This window comes from Micromonospora sp. NPDC004551 (assembly GCF_040609975.1).
Taxonomy (GTDB): domain Bacteria; phylum Actinomycetota; class Actinomycetes; order Mycobacteriales; family Micromonosporaceae; genus Micromonospora.
Map to the genome: position 1 here is coordinate 450,207 of NZ_JBEXLM010000001.1, position 13,199 is coordinate 463,405.

The 13,199-nt window shown below is 73.7% G+C and carries 18 protein-coding genes and 1 riboswitch; of the genes, 12 read left to right on the forward strand and 6 right to left on the reverse strand.

Features of this window, described 5'->3' with window-relative positions; translation table 11 throughout:
- Nucleotides 1-29 precede the first annotated feature (29 nt).
- Entirely contained in the window at nucleotides 30-1,049 is a 1,020-nt protein-coding gene (locus ABZW14_RS02245) for a hypothetical protein (protein ID WP_355338385.1), read from the reverse strand.
- Nucleotides 1,050-1,052: 3 nt separating this feature from the next.
- Nucleotides 1,053-1,184: riboswitch (cyclic di-AMP (ydaO/yuaA leader) on the reverse strand.
- 154 nt (nucleotides 1,185-1,338) lie between these two features.
- A complete protein-coding gene (locus ABZW14_RS02250; RefSeq protein ID WP_355338388.1) occupies nucleotides 1,339-2,613 on the reverse strand; it encodes a YibE/F family protein in 1,275 nt (424 codons plus the stop codon).
- Between the two features lie 196 nt (nucleotides 2,614-2,809).
- Between ABZW14_RS02250 and ABZW14_RS02255 the strand changes: the two genes are divergently transcribed.
- Entirely contained in the window at nucleotides 2,810-3,235 is a 426-nt protein-coding gene (locus tag ABZW14_RS02255; protein WP_355338391.1) for a hypothetical protein, read from the forward strand.
- Between the two features lie 81 nt (nucleotides 3,236-3,316).
- Nucleotides 3,317-3,943, forward strand: coding sequence for a DUF305 domain-containing protein (locus ABZW14_RS02260; RefSeq protein WP_355338394.1), 627 nt, complete (start codon nucleotides 3,317-3,319; stop codon nucleotides 3,941-3,943).
- A 51-nt stretch (nucleotides 3,944-3,994) separates the two neighbouring features.
- On the opposite strand, the gene ABZW14_RS02265 is transcribed toward ABZW14_RS02260, so the two are convergent.
- Together ABZW14_RS02265 and ABZW14_RS02270 are read right to left on the reverse strand one after the other, a co-directional pair.
- Entirely contained in the window at nucleotides 3,995-4,207 is a 213-nt protein-coding gene (locus tag ABZW14_RS02265) for an SHOCT domain-containing protein (protein WP_355338397.1), read from the reverse strand.
- A 147-nt stretch (nucleotides 4,208-4,354) separates the two neighbouring features.
- Nucleotides 4,355-4,654, reverse strand: coding sequence for a metal-sensitive transcriptional regulator (locus tag ABZW14_RS02270; protein WP_030504325.1), 300 nt, complete (start codon nucleotides 4,652-4,654; stop codon nucleotides 4,355-4,357).
- Nucleotides 4,655-4,806: 152 nt separating this feature from the next.
- On the opposite strand from ABZW14_RS02270, the gene ABZW14_RS02275 reads away from it, so the two are divergent.
- The 10 genes from ABZW14_RS02275 to ABZW14_RS02320 all read left to right on the forward strand — a co-directional run bounded on the left by ABZW14_RS02275 (nucleotide 4,807) and on the right by ABZW14_RS02320 (nucleotide 11,569).
- Nucleotides 4,807-5,016, forward strand: a complete 210-nt coding sequence (locus ABZW14_RS02275) for a heavy-metal-associated domain-containing protein (RefSeq protein WP_030504324.1) — start codon at nucleotides 4,807-4,809, stop codon at nucleotides 5,014-5,016.
- A 35-nt stretch (nucleotides 5,017-5,051) separates the two neighbouring features.
- Complete coding sequence (locus tag ABZW14_RS02280; protein WP_355338402.1) at nucleotides 5,052-6,032, forward strand: hypothetical protein; 981 nt, start codon at nucleotides 5,052-5,054, stop codon at nucleotides 6,030-6,032.
- Between the two features lie 14 nt (nucleotides 6,033-6,046).
- Nucleotides 6,047-8,296 (forward strand): heavy metal translocating P-type ATPase, encoded by a 2,250-nt coding sequence (locus ABZW14_RS02285; protein ID WP_355338405.1) that lies wholly within the window; start codon nucleotides 6,047-6,049, stop codon nucleotides 8,294-8,296.
- A 130-nt stretch (nucleotides 8,297-8,426) separates the two neighbouring features.
- Nucleotides 8,427-8,600, forward strand: coding sequence for a CsbD family protein (locus tag ABZW14_RS02290; protein ID WP_355338408.1), 174 nt, complete (start codon nucleotides 8,427-8,429; stop codon nucleotides 8,598-8,600).
- Nucleotides 8,601-8,736: 136 nt separating this feature from the next.
- The gene (locus tag ABZW14_RS02295) at nucleotides 8,737-9,240 is read left to right on the forward strand and encodes a hypothetical protein (RefSeq protein WP_355338411.1); all 504 of its coding nucleotides are present in this window, start codon (nucleotides 8,737-8,739) and stop codon (nucleotides 9,238-9,240) included.
- Nucleotides 9,241-9,351: 111 nt separating this feature from the next.
- Nucleotides 9,352-9,777, forward strand: a complete 426-nt coding sequence (locus tag ABZW14_RS02300; protein WP_355338413.1) for a YbaB/EbfC family nucleoid-associated protein — start codon at nucleotides 9,352-9,354, stop codon at nucleotides 9,775-9,777.
- Nucleotides 9,777-10,100: a hypothetical protein gene (locus tag ABZW14_RS02305; RefSeq protein WP_355338416.1), complete on the forward strand. Its 324-nt coding sequence runs from the start codon at nucleotides 9,777-9,779 to the stop codon at nucleotides 10,098-10,100. Before ABZW14_RS02300 ends, ABZW14_RS02305 begins: the two co-directional genes overlap by 1 nt.
- 2 nt (nucleotides 10,101-10,102) lie before the next feature.
- Nucleotides 10,103-10,597, forward strand: coding sequence for a hypothetical protein (locus ABZW14_RS02310; RefSeq protein ID WP_355338419.1), 495 nt, complete (start codon nucleotides 10,103-10,105; stop codon nucleotides 10,595-10,597).
- A 7-nt stretch (nucleotides 10,598-10,604) separates the two neighbouring features.
- Nucleotides 10,605-11,111 carry an EndoU domain-containing protein gene (locus tag ABZW14_RS02315; RefSeq protein ID WP_355338422.1) on the forward strand — a complete coding sequence of 169 codons (507 nt, stop codon included), beginning with the start codon at nucleotides 10,605-10,607 and terminating at the stop codon, nucleotides 11,109-11,111.
- A gap of 17 nt (nucleotides 11,112-11,128) precedes the next feature.
- Nucleotides 11,129-11,569 (forward strand): hypothetical protein, encoded by a 441-nt coding sequence (locus tag ABZW14_RS02320; RefSeq protein ID WP_355338425.1) that lies wholly within the window; start codon nucleotides 11,129-11,131, stop codon nucleotides 11,567-11,569.
- Between the two features lie 3 nt (nucleotides 11,570-11,572).
- Here the strand turns inward: ABZW14_RS02320 and ABZW14_RS02325 are convergent, their stop codons facing one another.
- A complete protein-coding gene (locus tag ABZW14_RS02325) occupies nucleotides 11,573-12,817 on the reverse strand; it encodes a sigma-70 family RNA polymerase sigma factor (RefSeq protein ID WP_355338428.1) in 1,245 nt (414 codons plus the stop codon).
- On the reverse strand, nucleotides 12,814-13,176 hold the full coding sequence (locus ABZW14_RS02330) for a YciI family protein (RefSeq protein ID WP_313724683.1): 363 nt from the start codon (nucleotides 13,174-13,176) through the stop codon (nucleotides 12,814-12,816). The genes ABZW14_RS02325 and ABZW14_RS02330 overlap by 4 nt, the downstream gene beginning before the upstream one ends.
- Between the last annotated feature and the right edge of the window lie 23 nt (nucleotides 13,177-13,199).

Consider the following 13,199-nt stretch of genomic DNA (forward strand, 5'->3'; position numbering starts at 1 on the left):
GCGGGCCGGCCCTTCGTGTGCGTACGTCGTCAGAGCAGCGACATGTGCACGTGGTCGGTGTGGTTGGAGGGCCCGCTGTAGGACTTCCAGCCGGTGGCCGGGAACCAGATCTGCCGGTTCCAGATCACGTAGTAGATGCCCAGCCGGTCGGCGTTACGGATGAGGAAGGCGGCGACGTTGTTGCCGTACATCCGCTGGTCCTTCGTGCGCCACGGGGAGAAGCCGCTGTTCTGGAGGGACCAGTCGCAGGCCCGGCCCTTGGGGTGCTCCCACGGCCCGCCCGGGCGGTAGCAGCCCACGAAGCGGTTGAAGCCGGCCCGCTTGACCTCCTTGTAGGCGTGGAGCGTGCGGGGGGTGATGCAGCCCGAGGTGGTCGGGTCGTTCTCGCTGCACGACTCCGGCTTCCAGTCGCCGTCGGCCGTCCGGCCGGGACCGATCCGGGCGACCGGCGAGGTGGCGGCGACCAGGCCGCCGGTGAAACCGAGCCCGCCGACCAGCTTCAGCGCCTTCTCCGTCTCGGCCTTCTCGCGGGCCATCGCGTTCTTCTGCTTCTCCTGCTCGCGCACCTCGGCGTCGAGCGCGATCTTGGCCTGCTCGGCGCGGTTCTTCGCCGCGTTGATGGCGGCGAGCTTCTGCGCGTTCAGCAGGTTCAGCTCGTCGAGGGCGGCGACCCGCCGGACGAACGAGTCGGGACTGTTGCTCTCCATGAGCATGGCCATGGCACCCATCCGGCCGGTCCGGTAGGACTGCGCGGCCATCTGGGCCACCTGCGGGCTCAGCGCGTCGAGCTCGCCCTGCGCCGCCTTCACCTCGAGGGCGAGCTGGAGCTGGCGCTTGCGCGACTTGTCGAGCTTCGCCTTGGCCTGGAGGTAGGCCCGGTTGGCGCTGTCGATGGCCTCGGTGATGAGAGGGTCGTCGTCGTCCTCGGAGTGCCCCGAGGGGGTGGGGTTGCTCGGGGCCGCCATCGCCGGGGTCGGCCCGGCCAGCACGGTGAGCGCGGCGAGCACGGCCACCACGGGGGTCAGCCAGCGGCGCAGGGGTGCCGTCACAGTGTTCCCTTCCGTCGGCCGCCGACCGGGTTAGCTGCCGGGTTCGGGACGGAAGTGGCCCCTACCGCTCGCGCGGATTCACCCCATGTACCTGGTTCCCCGGCTCGCCCGCGGGCGATTGGGCGGCGGCACCGCTGGCGCGGGTGCGCGCCTTCGGCGGTGACCGGCAGCGAGGTTACCCGAGACTCCTCTCGGTGTTCTACGTCCGGAAGCCGACCAATAGCGAGAATTCGTCCTCGCAATGCGTGACCAGGATCGCGTTTGAAATCCGCCGTCACGCTGCGGAGTGTCACCATGCGGCCTCCGTGCTCCTGTCGCCGCCCAGCGCCTCCAGCGCCTCGTCCCTGGCCTCCGGCGGCCGCGGGGCCGGGGGCGCCACCGGGCCCGCGGTGGTGCGCCGCCCGGCCGTGGTGACCACGGCCGCCAGTCCGGTGGTCAGCGGTACGGCCGCGATCAGGCCGAGCGTGGCCACCGCGCTGCGGACGATCTCCTGGGCCAGGAACTCGCTCGTGAGGATCTCGCTCACCGGCCGCGAGTCGGCGACGAGCAGGAGCAGCAACGGCAGCGAGGCGCCCGCGTACGCCAGCACGATGGTGTTGACCGTGGACGCGATGTGCGCCCGGCCCACCCGGGTTGCCGCCCGGTAGAGGTGCCGGCGGGAGAGCGTGGGGTTGGCATGGGCCAGCTCGGTGACCGTGGCCGCCTGGGTGACCGTGACGTCGTCCAGCACGCCGAGCGAGCCGATGACGATCCCGGCCAGCAGCAGCCCGTGCAGGTCCACGTCGCGCTGGAGCATCGACAGGGTGGTCGCGTCCTCGCTGCCGAAGCCGGTCAGGTGGGTGGCGGCGGTGGCCAGGGTGCCGAGGACCCCGGTCAGCACCAGGCTGCCGAGCGTGCCGAGCACGGCCACCGAGGTCTGCGCGGTGATCCCGTGGGTCAGGTAGAGCACCACGAACATGATCAGCGCGGCCCCGACGATCGCCATCAGCAGCGGCGGCTGGCCGGCGCCGATGCCGGGCAGCACGAAACCGAGCAGGATGGCGAAGCTCGCCACCAGCCCGCCGAGCGCGGCCAGCCCGCGCCAGCGGCCGAACGCCACGATCGCCACGGCGAACAGCGCCGCCAGCCAGACCAGCGTGCCGCGCCGGTGCTCGGCGATGTTGTAGGTCTTCATCGCCGGATCGGCCGGGTCGGTCAGCTCGACCAGGATCACCTTGTCGCCGACCTCGACGCGGGGCGCGCCGGGGCCGGAGGGCACCGGCGTCTCGACCTGCCGGCCGGCGTCCGGACCCTGCTCGGCGCTGACGGTCACCGTCCCGCACGGGCCGGCGGACCCGCCCTCCGGCGTCTCGGGAGTCGGTGGGCACGGCACGGTCACCACCCGGGTCACCGTGCCGTGGTAGCGGGGCAGTGCCGGCGCGTCCGCAGGGTCCGGGCCCTGTCGGGGCCAGAGCACCAGCGCGGCGACCACGGTGATCAGGAAGAGCGGCACCACCGTCGCGACAAGGATCCGCCGTACGCCCGGCGGGGCGGACGGCGCGGGACGGGTGTGGTCGGCGCCCATGGCGTCTCTCCCAACGATTCGCGACGGGACAGGTCTCACCGGGCCGGTCGGTTCACCGGTCGGCCCGGGTGCCCGCGGAGCGACGCAGGCCGGGGTCGTCGCCCGGAATGGTAGCCAGGCGGGCCGGCGCGCACCGAGGACGCGACCGGCGGCGGTTCCCGGCCGGGGCGCCCGGTCGGTTGGCTACCGTGAGGGTGTGGCGATGCGGACGGCGGTGAGCGGGCGCTGGGCCCGAATCCTGCTGCTGCTCGGCACGCTGGTCGGGTTGACCGCGATGCACACCCTCGGCCACGGCGGGCACGAGCCGGCGGAACGGCCGGTCGCCCACGCCGTCGGGCACACCGGAGGGGCCGCCACCCTCGCGGACTGCACGGGCGACGGCTGCCCGGTGCGCGCGCTGCCGCTGACCCACCCGGGCGGTGACCCGTCCGGGTGGAGCGTCTGCCTGGCCGTGCTGGGCGCGTTCGCCGTCGTGCTGCTGCTCGCCGTGCTGCTAAGGGCCGGGTCGCGGGGCGGCTTCCCGGCGGTCCGTGGCCCGCGCCGGCCCGCCGCCGGTCCCCGGGCCCCGCCGCCCCGGCCCCACGGGCTACGCCTGGCGACGACGTCGGTGCTGCGCAGATAGGACGCCCGACGCGGGGACCGGACCACCGGTTCGCGCGTCCGCCGACCGCTGCGTACGTTCCGACACCCGAAAGGCTCACTCGTGTTCACTCGTACCCTCGCGCGCCCGGCCGCCCTGGCCGGCGCCGCGCTCACGGCCGCGTTCGTCCTGTCCGCCTGCGGTGGCGCGGACCACCCGACCGCCGGCCACGATCCGTCGGCCGCGACCGGCACGCCCGCCGCCGGGGCCTCGGCCTCGTTCGACGCCGCGGACGTGATGTTCGCGCAGATGATGATTCCGCATCACCAGCAGGCCGTGGAGATGTCCGGGCTGGCGGAGACCCGGGCCGGCGACCCGGAGGTGAAGCGGCTGGCCGCGCAGATCAAGGCGGCCCAGGCGCCGGAGATCGCCACCATGACCGGCTGGCTCGCCGCCTGGGGCCGGCCGGTGCCCTCGGCGAGCGCCGGGCACGGCATGCCGGGGATGGATCACGGCATGCCCGGGATGATGTCCGGGGCCGACCTGGCGAAGCTGGCCGCGGCGTCGGGCACCGACTTCGACCGGCAGTTCCTGACCATGATGATCGCCCACCACGAGGGCGCCATCACCATGGCGGAGGAGGAGATCGCCCGCGGCGTCCACCCGGACGCCACGGCCCTCGCCCGGCAGATCGTCACCACCCAGCAGGGCGAGATCGACGCCATGCGGAAGCTGCTCGACCGGCTCTGAGCCGGTGACGGTGCGGGTGCCCGGCCGCTCGCGGCGGGGCACCCGCACCGGTCAGGCCAGGCCGGCGCGACGGCGGCGGTACTCCTCGTCGTCGATCTCGCCGTGGGCGTACCGCTCGTCGAGGATGCGACGGGCCGAGGACGGCAGGGCACCCGCGGCCGGCCCGGTGAGCCGGATCACCAGCCAGACGAGTCCCACCAGCACCAGCAGCCCCAGCAGGGACCAGGCCCACATCCAGCCCATCATCGGGCCGTTCCACATCATCCGGCCGCCCTCCGATCCGGTGTCCCGAGGGTCGGCCGGTCCGGTGCCGCTCGTCGGCGCCGGTCCCGGTCGCCACCTCGAACGTACGGCGGAGGTGGGCCCGGCGGCCGGGCCGATGGACCCGAGCTGCGGGGCCGGACGTCCTGGTCAGCCGCGCTTCATCAGGCGGCCGACGGCGGCCATCATCTCGGAGGCCATCTCGTCGGCGCGGCCCTCGGCGGCGCCCTCGTGCATGCAGTGCCGGGCGTGCCCGTCGAGCAGGCCGAGGCCGACCTTGTCCAGTGCGGCCTGAATGGCGGAGATCTGGGTCAGCACGTCGATGCAGTAGCGGTCGTCCTCGACCATCTTCTCGATGCCGCGGACCTGGCCCTCGATGCGGCGGAGCCGCGCGAGCAGCTGGTCCTTGCTGGCGGTGTAGCCCCGGGTCGGGGTCGTCGGTGCGGTCATGACGTCAAGGATACCGTACCCCTCGGGGGTATGGTACGGTCCTTGACGTAGCCGATACCCCCACCGGGTAACGGTACGACGACGGGCAGCCGTGTCTCCTGACATTACCCCCCGGGGGTATATGCTGGAGGCGGCGGGAAAGGAGATTCGGGATGGTCACCACCACGTACCAGGTGCAGGGCATGACCTGCGGGCACTGCGTCAACTCGGTCAGCACCGAGGTGAGCGCGCTGCCGGGCGTCACCGACGTCCAGGTCGACCTGGCCTCCGGCCGGGTCACCGTCACCAGTCAGAGCCCGTTGGACACGGACACCGTTCGCGCCGCCGTGGACGAGGCCGGTTACGACCTCGTCGGGGCGTGACGGGTCCGCGGACCCGAAGAAACCGAGGTACCACGATGAACACGGCGACGAAGCTGAGCGGCTTCGCCCTCGGTCTCGCGGCGGTGTTCGGCACGGCGTACGGGGTCGGCCACGCGGCCGGCCCCGTCACCCCGGCCGCCGAGACCCGCCACGACGCCACCGACGGCGGCCACGACTCCGGCGCATCCGACCACGGCGACGGGGGCCACGCGGCCACCGACACCGCCCACCTGCCCGGCGGGCTGCTCGTCTCCGACCGCGGCTACACGCTCCAGCAGGTGACCGCCCCGGCGGGCGAGTTCGCCTTCCGGATCACCGGCCCGGACGGCCGGCCCGTCACCCGCTACGACGTGGCGCACGACAAGCAGATGCACCTGATCGTCGCCCGCCGGGACCTGTCCGGCTTCCGGCACGTCCACCCGGAGCTCTCCGCCGACGGCACCTGGCGGGTCGCCTCGCCGCTCGCCGGGCCCGGCGTCTGGCGGGCGTTCGCCGACTTCACCCCGACCGGCGGCGAGCCGCTCACCCTCGGGGTCGACGTCACCGTCCCCGGCGCGCTGGAACACCGGCCGCTGCCCGCCCCCGCGACCAGCACCACGGTCGACGGCTACACGGTCACCCTCACCGGCGCCCCGCAGCCCGGCCGGACCAGCCGGCTCACCCTGACCGTCAGCCGGGACGGCCGGCCGGTCACCGACCTCCAGCCCTACCTCGGGGCGTACGGGCACCTGGTGGCGCTGCGCCAGGGTGACCTCGCGTACCTGCACGTGCACCCGGAGGGCGCGCCCGGCGACGGGCGGACCCCGGCCGGGCCGGCCGTCACCTTCGCCGCCGAGGTGCCCTCGACCGGCGCGTACCGTCTCTACCTGGACTTCCGGCACGGCGACGCGGTGCACACCGCGGAGTTCACCGTGCTGGCCGGAGACCAGGCCGCGCCGGCGCCCGCCGCGCCGGCTCCCACGACCGCACCGACCCCGGGCGCCGACCACGGCACCCCGGGGCACGGGCACAACTGACCGGAGGTGCCGCGATGACATCCGCGAAGTCCCTGCCGGTCGCGCCGAACCTGATCGAACTCGCGATCGGCGGCATGACCTGCGCCTCCTGCGCCGCCCGGATCGAGAAGAAGCTCAACCGGATGGACGGCGTCGAGGCCACGGTCAACTACGCCACCGAGAAGGCCACCGTCCGGTACGCCGAGGAGATCAGCCCGGCCGACCTGATCGCGACGGTGGAGAAGACCGGTTACACCGCCGTCGTCCCGCCGCCGCCCACCCAGGCCGCCGAGGCGACCGCCGAGCCGGTGGACGAGCTGCGCGGGCTGCGTACCCGGCTGTGGGTGTCGGTCGTGCTGGCCGTGCCGGTGATCGTGCTGGCCATGGTGCCGGCCTGGCAGTTCGACTACTGGCAGTGGCTGTCGCTGACGCTGGCCGCCCCGGTCGTCGTCTACGGCGGGCTGCCGTTCCACCGGGCCGCCTGGATCAACCTGCGGCACGGCGCGGCGACCATGGACACCCTGGTCTCGCTCGGCACCCTCGCCGCGTTCGGCTGGTCGCTCTGGGCCCTCTTCCTCGGCGACGCCGGGATGCCCGGGATGACCCACCCGTTCCGCTTCGACATCACCCGCACCGACGGGGCCGGCAACATCTACCTGGAGGCTGCGGCCGGGGTGACCGTGTTCATCCTCGCCGGCCGCTTCTTCGAGGCCCGGTCCAAGCGGACCGCCGGCGCCGCCCTGCGCGCTCTGCTGGAGCTGGGCGCCAAGGACGTCGCGGTGCTGCGCGGCGGGCAGGAGACCCGGATCCCGGTCGACCAGCTCATGGTCGGCGACCGGTTCGTGGTCCGGCCGGGCGAGAAGGTCGCCACCGACGGCGTGGTCGAGGAGGGCACCTCCGCGGTCGACGCCAGCATGCTCACCGGCGAGTCCGTGCCGGTCGAGGTGGGGCCGGGCGACACCGTGGTCGGCGCCACCGTCAACGCCGGCGGCCGGCTGGTCGTCCGGGCCACCCGGGTCGGCGGCGACACCCAGCTCGCGCAGATGGCGAGGCTGGTGGAGCAGGCACAGACCGGCAAGGCGGCCGTGCAGCGGCTCGCCGACCGGATCTCCGGCGTCTTCGTGCCGATCGTGATCGCCCTGGCGGCCGGCACGCTGGGCTGGTGGCTCGGCACCGGGGCCGGCACGACGGCCGCCTTCACCGCCGCGGTGGCGGTGCTGATCATCGCCTGCCCGTGCGCGCTCGGGCTCGCCACGCCGACCGCGCTGCTGGTCGGCACCGGGCGGGGCGCCCAGCTCGGCATCCTGATCAAGGGGCCGGAGGTGCTGGAATCCACCCGCCAGGTGGACACCGTCGTGCTGGACAAGACCGGCACCGTCACCACCGGGAAGATGACGCTTGTCGACGTGCTGCCCGCCGAGGGTGTGGACCGGGCCGAACTGCTCCGGCTCGCCGGCGCGCTGGAAGGGGCGTCCGAGCACCCGATCGCCCGCGCCGTCGCCGACGGCGCCGCCGAGGCGGGACCGCTGCCCGCGGTCACCGGCTTCGCCAACGCCGAGGGCCTCGGCGTGACCGGCACGGTCGACGGCCGGGAGGTGGTGGTCGGGCGGCTCCGGCTGCTGCGCGAGCGCGGTCTCGACGTACCCGAGGAGGTCGTGCGGGCGGTGACCGACGCGGAGGCCGCCGGCCGGACGGCGGTTCTGGCCGGCTGGAACGGCCGGGCCCGCGGGGTCCTCGCGGTAGCCGACGCGGTGAAGCCGACCAGCCGGGCGGCCGTCGCCCGGCTGCGCGAGCTGGGGCTCACCCCGGTGCTGCTCACCGGCGACAACGCCACCGTGGCGAAGGCCGTGGCCGCCGAGGTCGGCATCGACGAGGTGATCGCCGAGGTGCTGCCGGCCGACAAGGTGGACGTGGTCGAGCGACTCCAGGGCGAGGGCCGGACCGTGGCCATGGTCGGCGACGGGATCAACGACGCCGCCGCGCTGGCCCGGGCCGACCTGGGGCTGGCCATGGGCACCGGCACCGACGTGGCCATCGAGGCGTCCGACCTGACCCTGGTGCGGGGCGACCTGATGACCGCCGTCGACGCCATCCGGCTCTCCCGACGCACCCTGGCGATCATCAAGGGCAACCTGTTCTGGGCCTTCGCCTACAACGTGGCCGCCCTGCCGCTGGCCGCCGCCGGTCTGCTCAACCCGATGCTCGCCGGCGCCGCGATGGCCTTCTCGTCGGTCTTCGTGGTGACGAACAGCCTCCGGCTGCGGCGCTTCCGCCCGGTCGGCTGACGATCGCCGCCGCCGGCCCAGGTTCACACCGGGCCGGCGGCGGTCCGTCCAGCACCGGACGGAACGGGATTCAGTCGGCGGACGGCGGGGTACTTGCCTGACGTCACGGAACTGCTGAGTGGAGGTTCCCATGGGTATCGACGACAAGATCAACAACGCGACCGAGAACACCGCCGGCAAGGTCAAGGAGGGTGTCGGCCGGGCCACCGACGACGAGCGCCTCGAGGCCGAGGGCCGCAACGACCAGGCCGCCGCCAACCTCAAGCAGGCCGGCGAGAAGGTCAAGGACGCCTTCAAGAGCTGACCACCGTCCTGCGCGTCGCCGGGCCGGCAGCCACTGCCGGCCCGGCGACGCTGCGCGGGTGGTGGACCGGCCGCCGCCGCGTGTCGTACCGCCTCGATCCGGCCGGTCGCCCGGCCGCCGACCGTACGGGAGAACGATGTCCGCCACCGCCGCGATCCGCGCCGCCGCACTGGTGACGATGACCGCGCTCGCCGCGGCCTGCCAGCCTGCCGCGGAGGACCGCCCGGTGCCGGCCGGTGAGTCGACCGCCGCGCCCGCACCGTACGCCACCGCCGCGTCCGCGCCCTCCGCCACCGCCTCGCCGTCGCGGGTGACCGCCGCGAACACGGCCGCCGTCTGCGCCGCGGTCGACAAGCTCATCATCGCCAAGAGCCGGGAGATCGCCGCGGACTCCGCGGCGGCCACCCGTCGGCAGCTCACCCCCGAGCAGATCAACGCGCAGGTCAAGGCCGACCTGGCCGATCTTGCCGACGGGGTACGCGGGCAGGCCGCCCGGGCCGAGGACCCGGAGATCAGGGCACTGGTCGGCGACGCCGCCGAGCGGATCGACGCCGGAGCGCGGTCGTCGACGCCGGTGAGGTGGCTGGGCTCGACGTTCGTCGAGATTCCGCAGCGGCTCGCCCGGGAGTGCCGCGCCTGAGGGCGCGCTTCCTCCACATCGGATCGTCCACTGTCGCTCACTCGGGGTCACCCGCGTTGGCGCGGACTGCGTAGCATGCGAGAGGACCTCGACCCCGGAGGAGCTACGCCCATGGCCCAGCCCGTCGATCCGTCCGGCCTCGGCCGCGCGCTGTCCGAGACCATCTCCGCGCTGGGCCGGTTCACCGCCGGCGCCGACGGCGAGGCGCCCCCGCCCCCGGAGGGAACGGGTGAGGCGGCCGACGGCCTGGTCCGGGTGACGGCCGGCCCACCCGGGCGGATCACCACGCTGACCCTCGACCCCCGGGTGATGCGGCTGCCGAGCGAGTCCCTGGCGGAGGAGATCGGCGCGGCGGTCAACGCCGCGCTCGCCGACCTCCAGGAGAAGGCCACCGCCGCCGTGCCCGGCCAGGTCGACCTGGGCTCCCTCGGCGAGCAGTTGCGCCGCATCCAGGAGGACGCCGGCCGGCAGCTCACCACCTTCACCGACGCGCTCGTCGAGGCCCAGGACCGGCTGTCCGGCCAGGGCGGTCGCTGATGGCCATCGAGGTCGACCCCGAAGGGCTGGGCGGCTCCGGCCGCGCGCTGGGTGACATGGCCACCCGGTTCAGCCAGGCCACGACGGCGTTCCAGGCCGAGCTCGCCGCCTTCGGCCGGCCCTGGGGCACCGACGACATCGGTTCGCTCATCGGCGCCGCCCACGACGAGGTCTCCGCGTTCGCCTTCGAGTGCTTCGACGGCGCGCTGGCCGAGATCGCCGCCGCCGGCACCGACCTCACCGACATGGCCACCCGCTATGCCGAGATCGAGGCCGCCATCACGCAGGGCTTCGACGGGCTGCGGCAGGCGTTGGGAGGCTGACGGTGGGTCTCGAACTACCCGGCGAGCTGCGCTCACTGCTGGGCATCCTCGGCTACACCTGGCCCGAGGCCGACGAGGTCAAGCTCTTCGAGATGGGCAACGCCTGGATCCGCTTCTCCGGCACCCTGTCCGGTTTCGTGGCCGAGGCGAACACCGGGGCGGCCGCCGTCTGGTCCGGCCACACCGGCCAGGACATCACCGCCTTCCAGTCCTGGTGGAACCGGGAGGACAGCCCCGCCGACAGCCTCCGCGACGGGGTGACGGCGGCCGTGCTCACCGGCACCGGGCTGATCATCTGTGGCGCGATCGTGCTCGCCCTGAAGATCGCCGTCATCGTGCAACTGGTCGTCCTGGCCATCCAGATCGCCCAGGCGATCGCCACGGCGGCGGTCACCTTCGGCGCCTCGCTCCTGGAGATCCCGATCTTCCAGCAGCTGGCCCGGACCATCGTCGGCAACCTCGTCCAGGAGGTCCTCTGGAAACTCGTCGACGGGTGAGCGGCTGATGGCCAAGGGATCGGGAAAGGCCAGCGGCCGCCTGATGCGCGCGGCACTGAAATACCTGAAGCGCGCCAACAGGCGCAACCGTCCGGGGCGGATGAACGCGCACTTCCGGGACCACGTCTTCGGTGGGCACGTGAAGCCCGGGCAACCGAAGGGGTCCGGCTACCACTACCGGCCGGGCGGCCAGGACTTCCCGGGCCGGCGACTGAAGCCCGGCACGGTCAACCGGGATCCGCGGACCGGGGCGTACGAGGCGGAACCCGAGTTCTTCGACCCGACCCGGAACCCACCGCACGGAGAGTGGAAGCCCAAGGCGGGCAACAACGGGGTCAGCTCCTTCTATCCCGACCACTGGACTCCGGCGGAGGTCGACGCAGCCGTCCCGGGAGCCTTCAACAACGCGGTGCCCGCGGGCGGGAACATGTGGCGTGGCACGTACCGCGGCCTGACCATCGAAGGCTTCTACGATGGCGCCGGTGGGTTCACCCACGGGTGGCCCGTCCTCTGACCCGCGGAAGGAACACCTTGAGCTTCATCACGTTCTCGCTCGACCAGTTCAACCTCCCCGTGTTCCGGGTGGACGACAAGCGGTACGAGACGCTGGGAGCCTGGCTGATCGCGGATGTCTCGCGCCACTTCCTGGTCTGCCTCGACGGCTTGGCGATGATCGACGACGTGTCGAACGGCCGCCCTCCGTTCGAGGAGTGGAGCAGCGAGAACTACGAGGTCTCCTTCGCCTCCTCCGGCGTCGTGATTCAGAACTCCTGGCTGGAGCACGAGCACGGCGCGTACACGGTCGACGAGGTGCGGCGGGCGTTGGAGGACTACTGGTCCTTCCTGGTGGCGCTGCCGGAGCGCCCGTTGATCAGGGAGTTCCGGCCCGATCTGCCGGAGTCGCAGGCGGCGCTGCTGCGCTGGGAGGAGAAGTGGGGGCGGCCGCACCCCTACCGGGGCCGCCTGCTCTGAGGTTCACCGGTCGCCGGCCAGCCGCGCGGCGCGTACCTCGAGGTAGTGCCGCTCCGGCAGGCTGGTGGTGGCGCGGGCGGCGGCCAGGTAGGCGGTCCGGGCGTCATCCCGGTCTCCGGCCAGTTCGAGGAGATGGGCCCGGACGGCGGCGAGCCGGTGATGGCCGGCGGTCCGCTCGTCGTTGTCCAGCTGCGCCAGCAGGGCGAGGCCGGCCCGCGGACCGTCCAGCATGGCCACCGCGGCGGCCTGGTTGAGGGTGACCATCGGATTCGGCGCGAGCCGGGCCAGCACCCGGTAGAGGGCGACGATCTGCCGCCAGTCGGTGTCGGCCGCGGTGGGCGCCTCGGCGTGCACCGCCGCGATGGCGGCCTGCACCTGGTAGGGGCCGGGGGCCGACCAGGTCAGCGCCTCGGTCACCAGGGCGACGCCCTCGGAGATCTCGGCCCGGTCCCAGCGGGTGCGGTCCTGCTCGGCCAGCGGCACCAGCTCACCGCCCGGGCCGGTGCGCGCCGCCCGGTGCGCGTCGGTGAGCAGCATGAGGGCCAGCAGCCCGGCCACCTCGCCGTCGTCGGGGAGCAGCCGGCGCAGCTCCCGGGCCAGCCGGATGGCCTCGGCGGTCAGCTCGACCCGGTGCAGCTCGGCCCCGCTGGAGGCGGTGTACCCCTCGTTGAAGACCAGGTAGAGGACGCGCAGCACGGCGCCCAGCCGCGCGTCCCGGTCGGCCGCCGAGGGCATGGCGAACCGGGCGCCGGCCGCCTCGATCCGCTGCTTGGCCCGGCGGATCCGCTGGCTCATGGTGGCCTCCGGCACCAGGTACGCCCGGGCGATCTCGGCGGTGCTCAGGCCGCCGACCGCCCGCAGGGTCAGCGCCACCTGGGCGCTGACCGTGAGCGCGGGATGGCAGCAGAGGAAGAGCAGTTTCAGCGTGTCGTCCCCGCTGGGCGGCTCCTCGTCGGCGGGCGGGGCGACGGCCGCGTACGCCGGTTCCCGGACCGCGACCGCGACCTCGCGGTCCCGGCGGGCCCGCTCGCTGCGCCACTCGTCGGTGAGCCGGCGGTTCGCCACGGTGACCAGCCACGAGCGGGGATGGTCCGGCACGCCCTGCGCCGGCCACTGGGTCGCGGCGGCGAGCAGTGCCTCCTGGACGGCGTCCTCGCAGGCGTAGAACTGACCGTGCCGGCGGACGAGCACGCCGAGGACCTGCGGCGCGAGGGCGCGCAGCAGGTCCTCGACCGCCCGGTCGGTCACATCTCCGTCCCGGACTGCTCCATCACGGGCCGCACCTCCAGCACGCCGACGCCGTGCGCGACGTCCGGCCAGCGCGCGGCGATCTCGGCGGCCCGCTCCGGGGTCTCGCAGTCGACCGTCAGGTAGCCGGCGAACTGCTCCTTGCTCTCCAGGAACGGCCCGTCGGTGACCTCGGTGCCGCCGCCCGCGGCGGGCCGGACGGTGCGGGTCTGCGCCGGGTGCGCCAGCGCCTCACCGCCGACCAGCTCACCGGACTCGGTCAGCTCCTTCATGATCACGTCGACCTCGCCGAAGATCGCGTTCCGCTCCTCCTCGGACAGCTCCTCGACGAAGCCGGGCCGGTTCCAGATCAGCAGCATGTACTTCACGGTCACTCCTCGGG

Bases quoted from the DNA above. Each gene is read 5' to 3' on its own strand.
- ABZW14_RS02280 (WP_355338402.1), top strand. From the start codon at position 5,052: ATGAACACGGCGACGAAGCTGAGCGGCTTCGCCCTCGGTCTCGCGGCG.
- ABZW14_RS02330 (WP_313724683.1), bottom strand. From the start codon at position 13,176: ATGCTGCTGATCTGGAACCGGCCCGGCTTCGTCGAGGAGCTGTCCGAG.
- ABZW14_RS02285 (WP_355338405.1), top strand. From the start codon at position 6,047: ATGACATCCGCGAAGTCCCTGCCGGTCGCGCCGAACCTGATCGAACTC.
- ABZW14_RS02265 (WP_355338397.1), bottom strand. From the start codon at position 4,207: ATGATGTGGAACGGCCCGATGATGGGCTGGATGTGGGCCTGGTCCCTG.
- ABZW14_RS02295 (WP_355338411.1), top strand. From the start codon at position 8,737: ATGTCCGCCACCGCCGCGATCCGCGCCGCCGCACTGGTGACGATGACC.
- ABZW14_RS02315 (WP_355338422.1), top strand. From the start codon at position 10,605: ATGGCCAAGGGATCGGGAAAGGCCAGCGGCCGCCTGATGCGCGCGGCA.
- ABZW14_RS02305 (WP_355338416.1), top strand. From the start codon at position 9,777: ATGGCCATCGAGGTCGACCCCGAAGGGCTGGGCGGCTCCGGCCGCGCG.
- ABZW14_RS02290 (WP_355338408.1), top strand. From the start codon at position 8,427: ATGGGTATCGACGACAAGATCAACAACGCGACCGAGAACACCGCCGGC.
- ABZW14_RS02275 (WP_030504324.1), top strand. From the start codon at position 4,807: ATGGTCACCACCACGTACCAGGTGCAGGGCATGACCTGCGGGCACTGC.
- ABZW14_RS02250 (WP_355338388.1), bottom strand. From the start codon at position 2,613: ATGGGCGCCGACCACACCCGTCCCGCGCCGTCCGCCCCGCCGGGCGTA.
- ABZW14_RS02300 (WP_355338413.1), top strand. From the start codon at position 9,352: ATGGCCCAGCCCGTCGATCCGTCCGGCCTCGGCCGCGCGCTGTCCGAG.
- ABZW14_RS02270 (WP_030504325.1), bottom strand. From the start codon at position 4,654: ATGACCGCACCGACGACCCCGACCCGGGGCTACACCGCCAGCAAGGAC.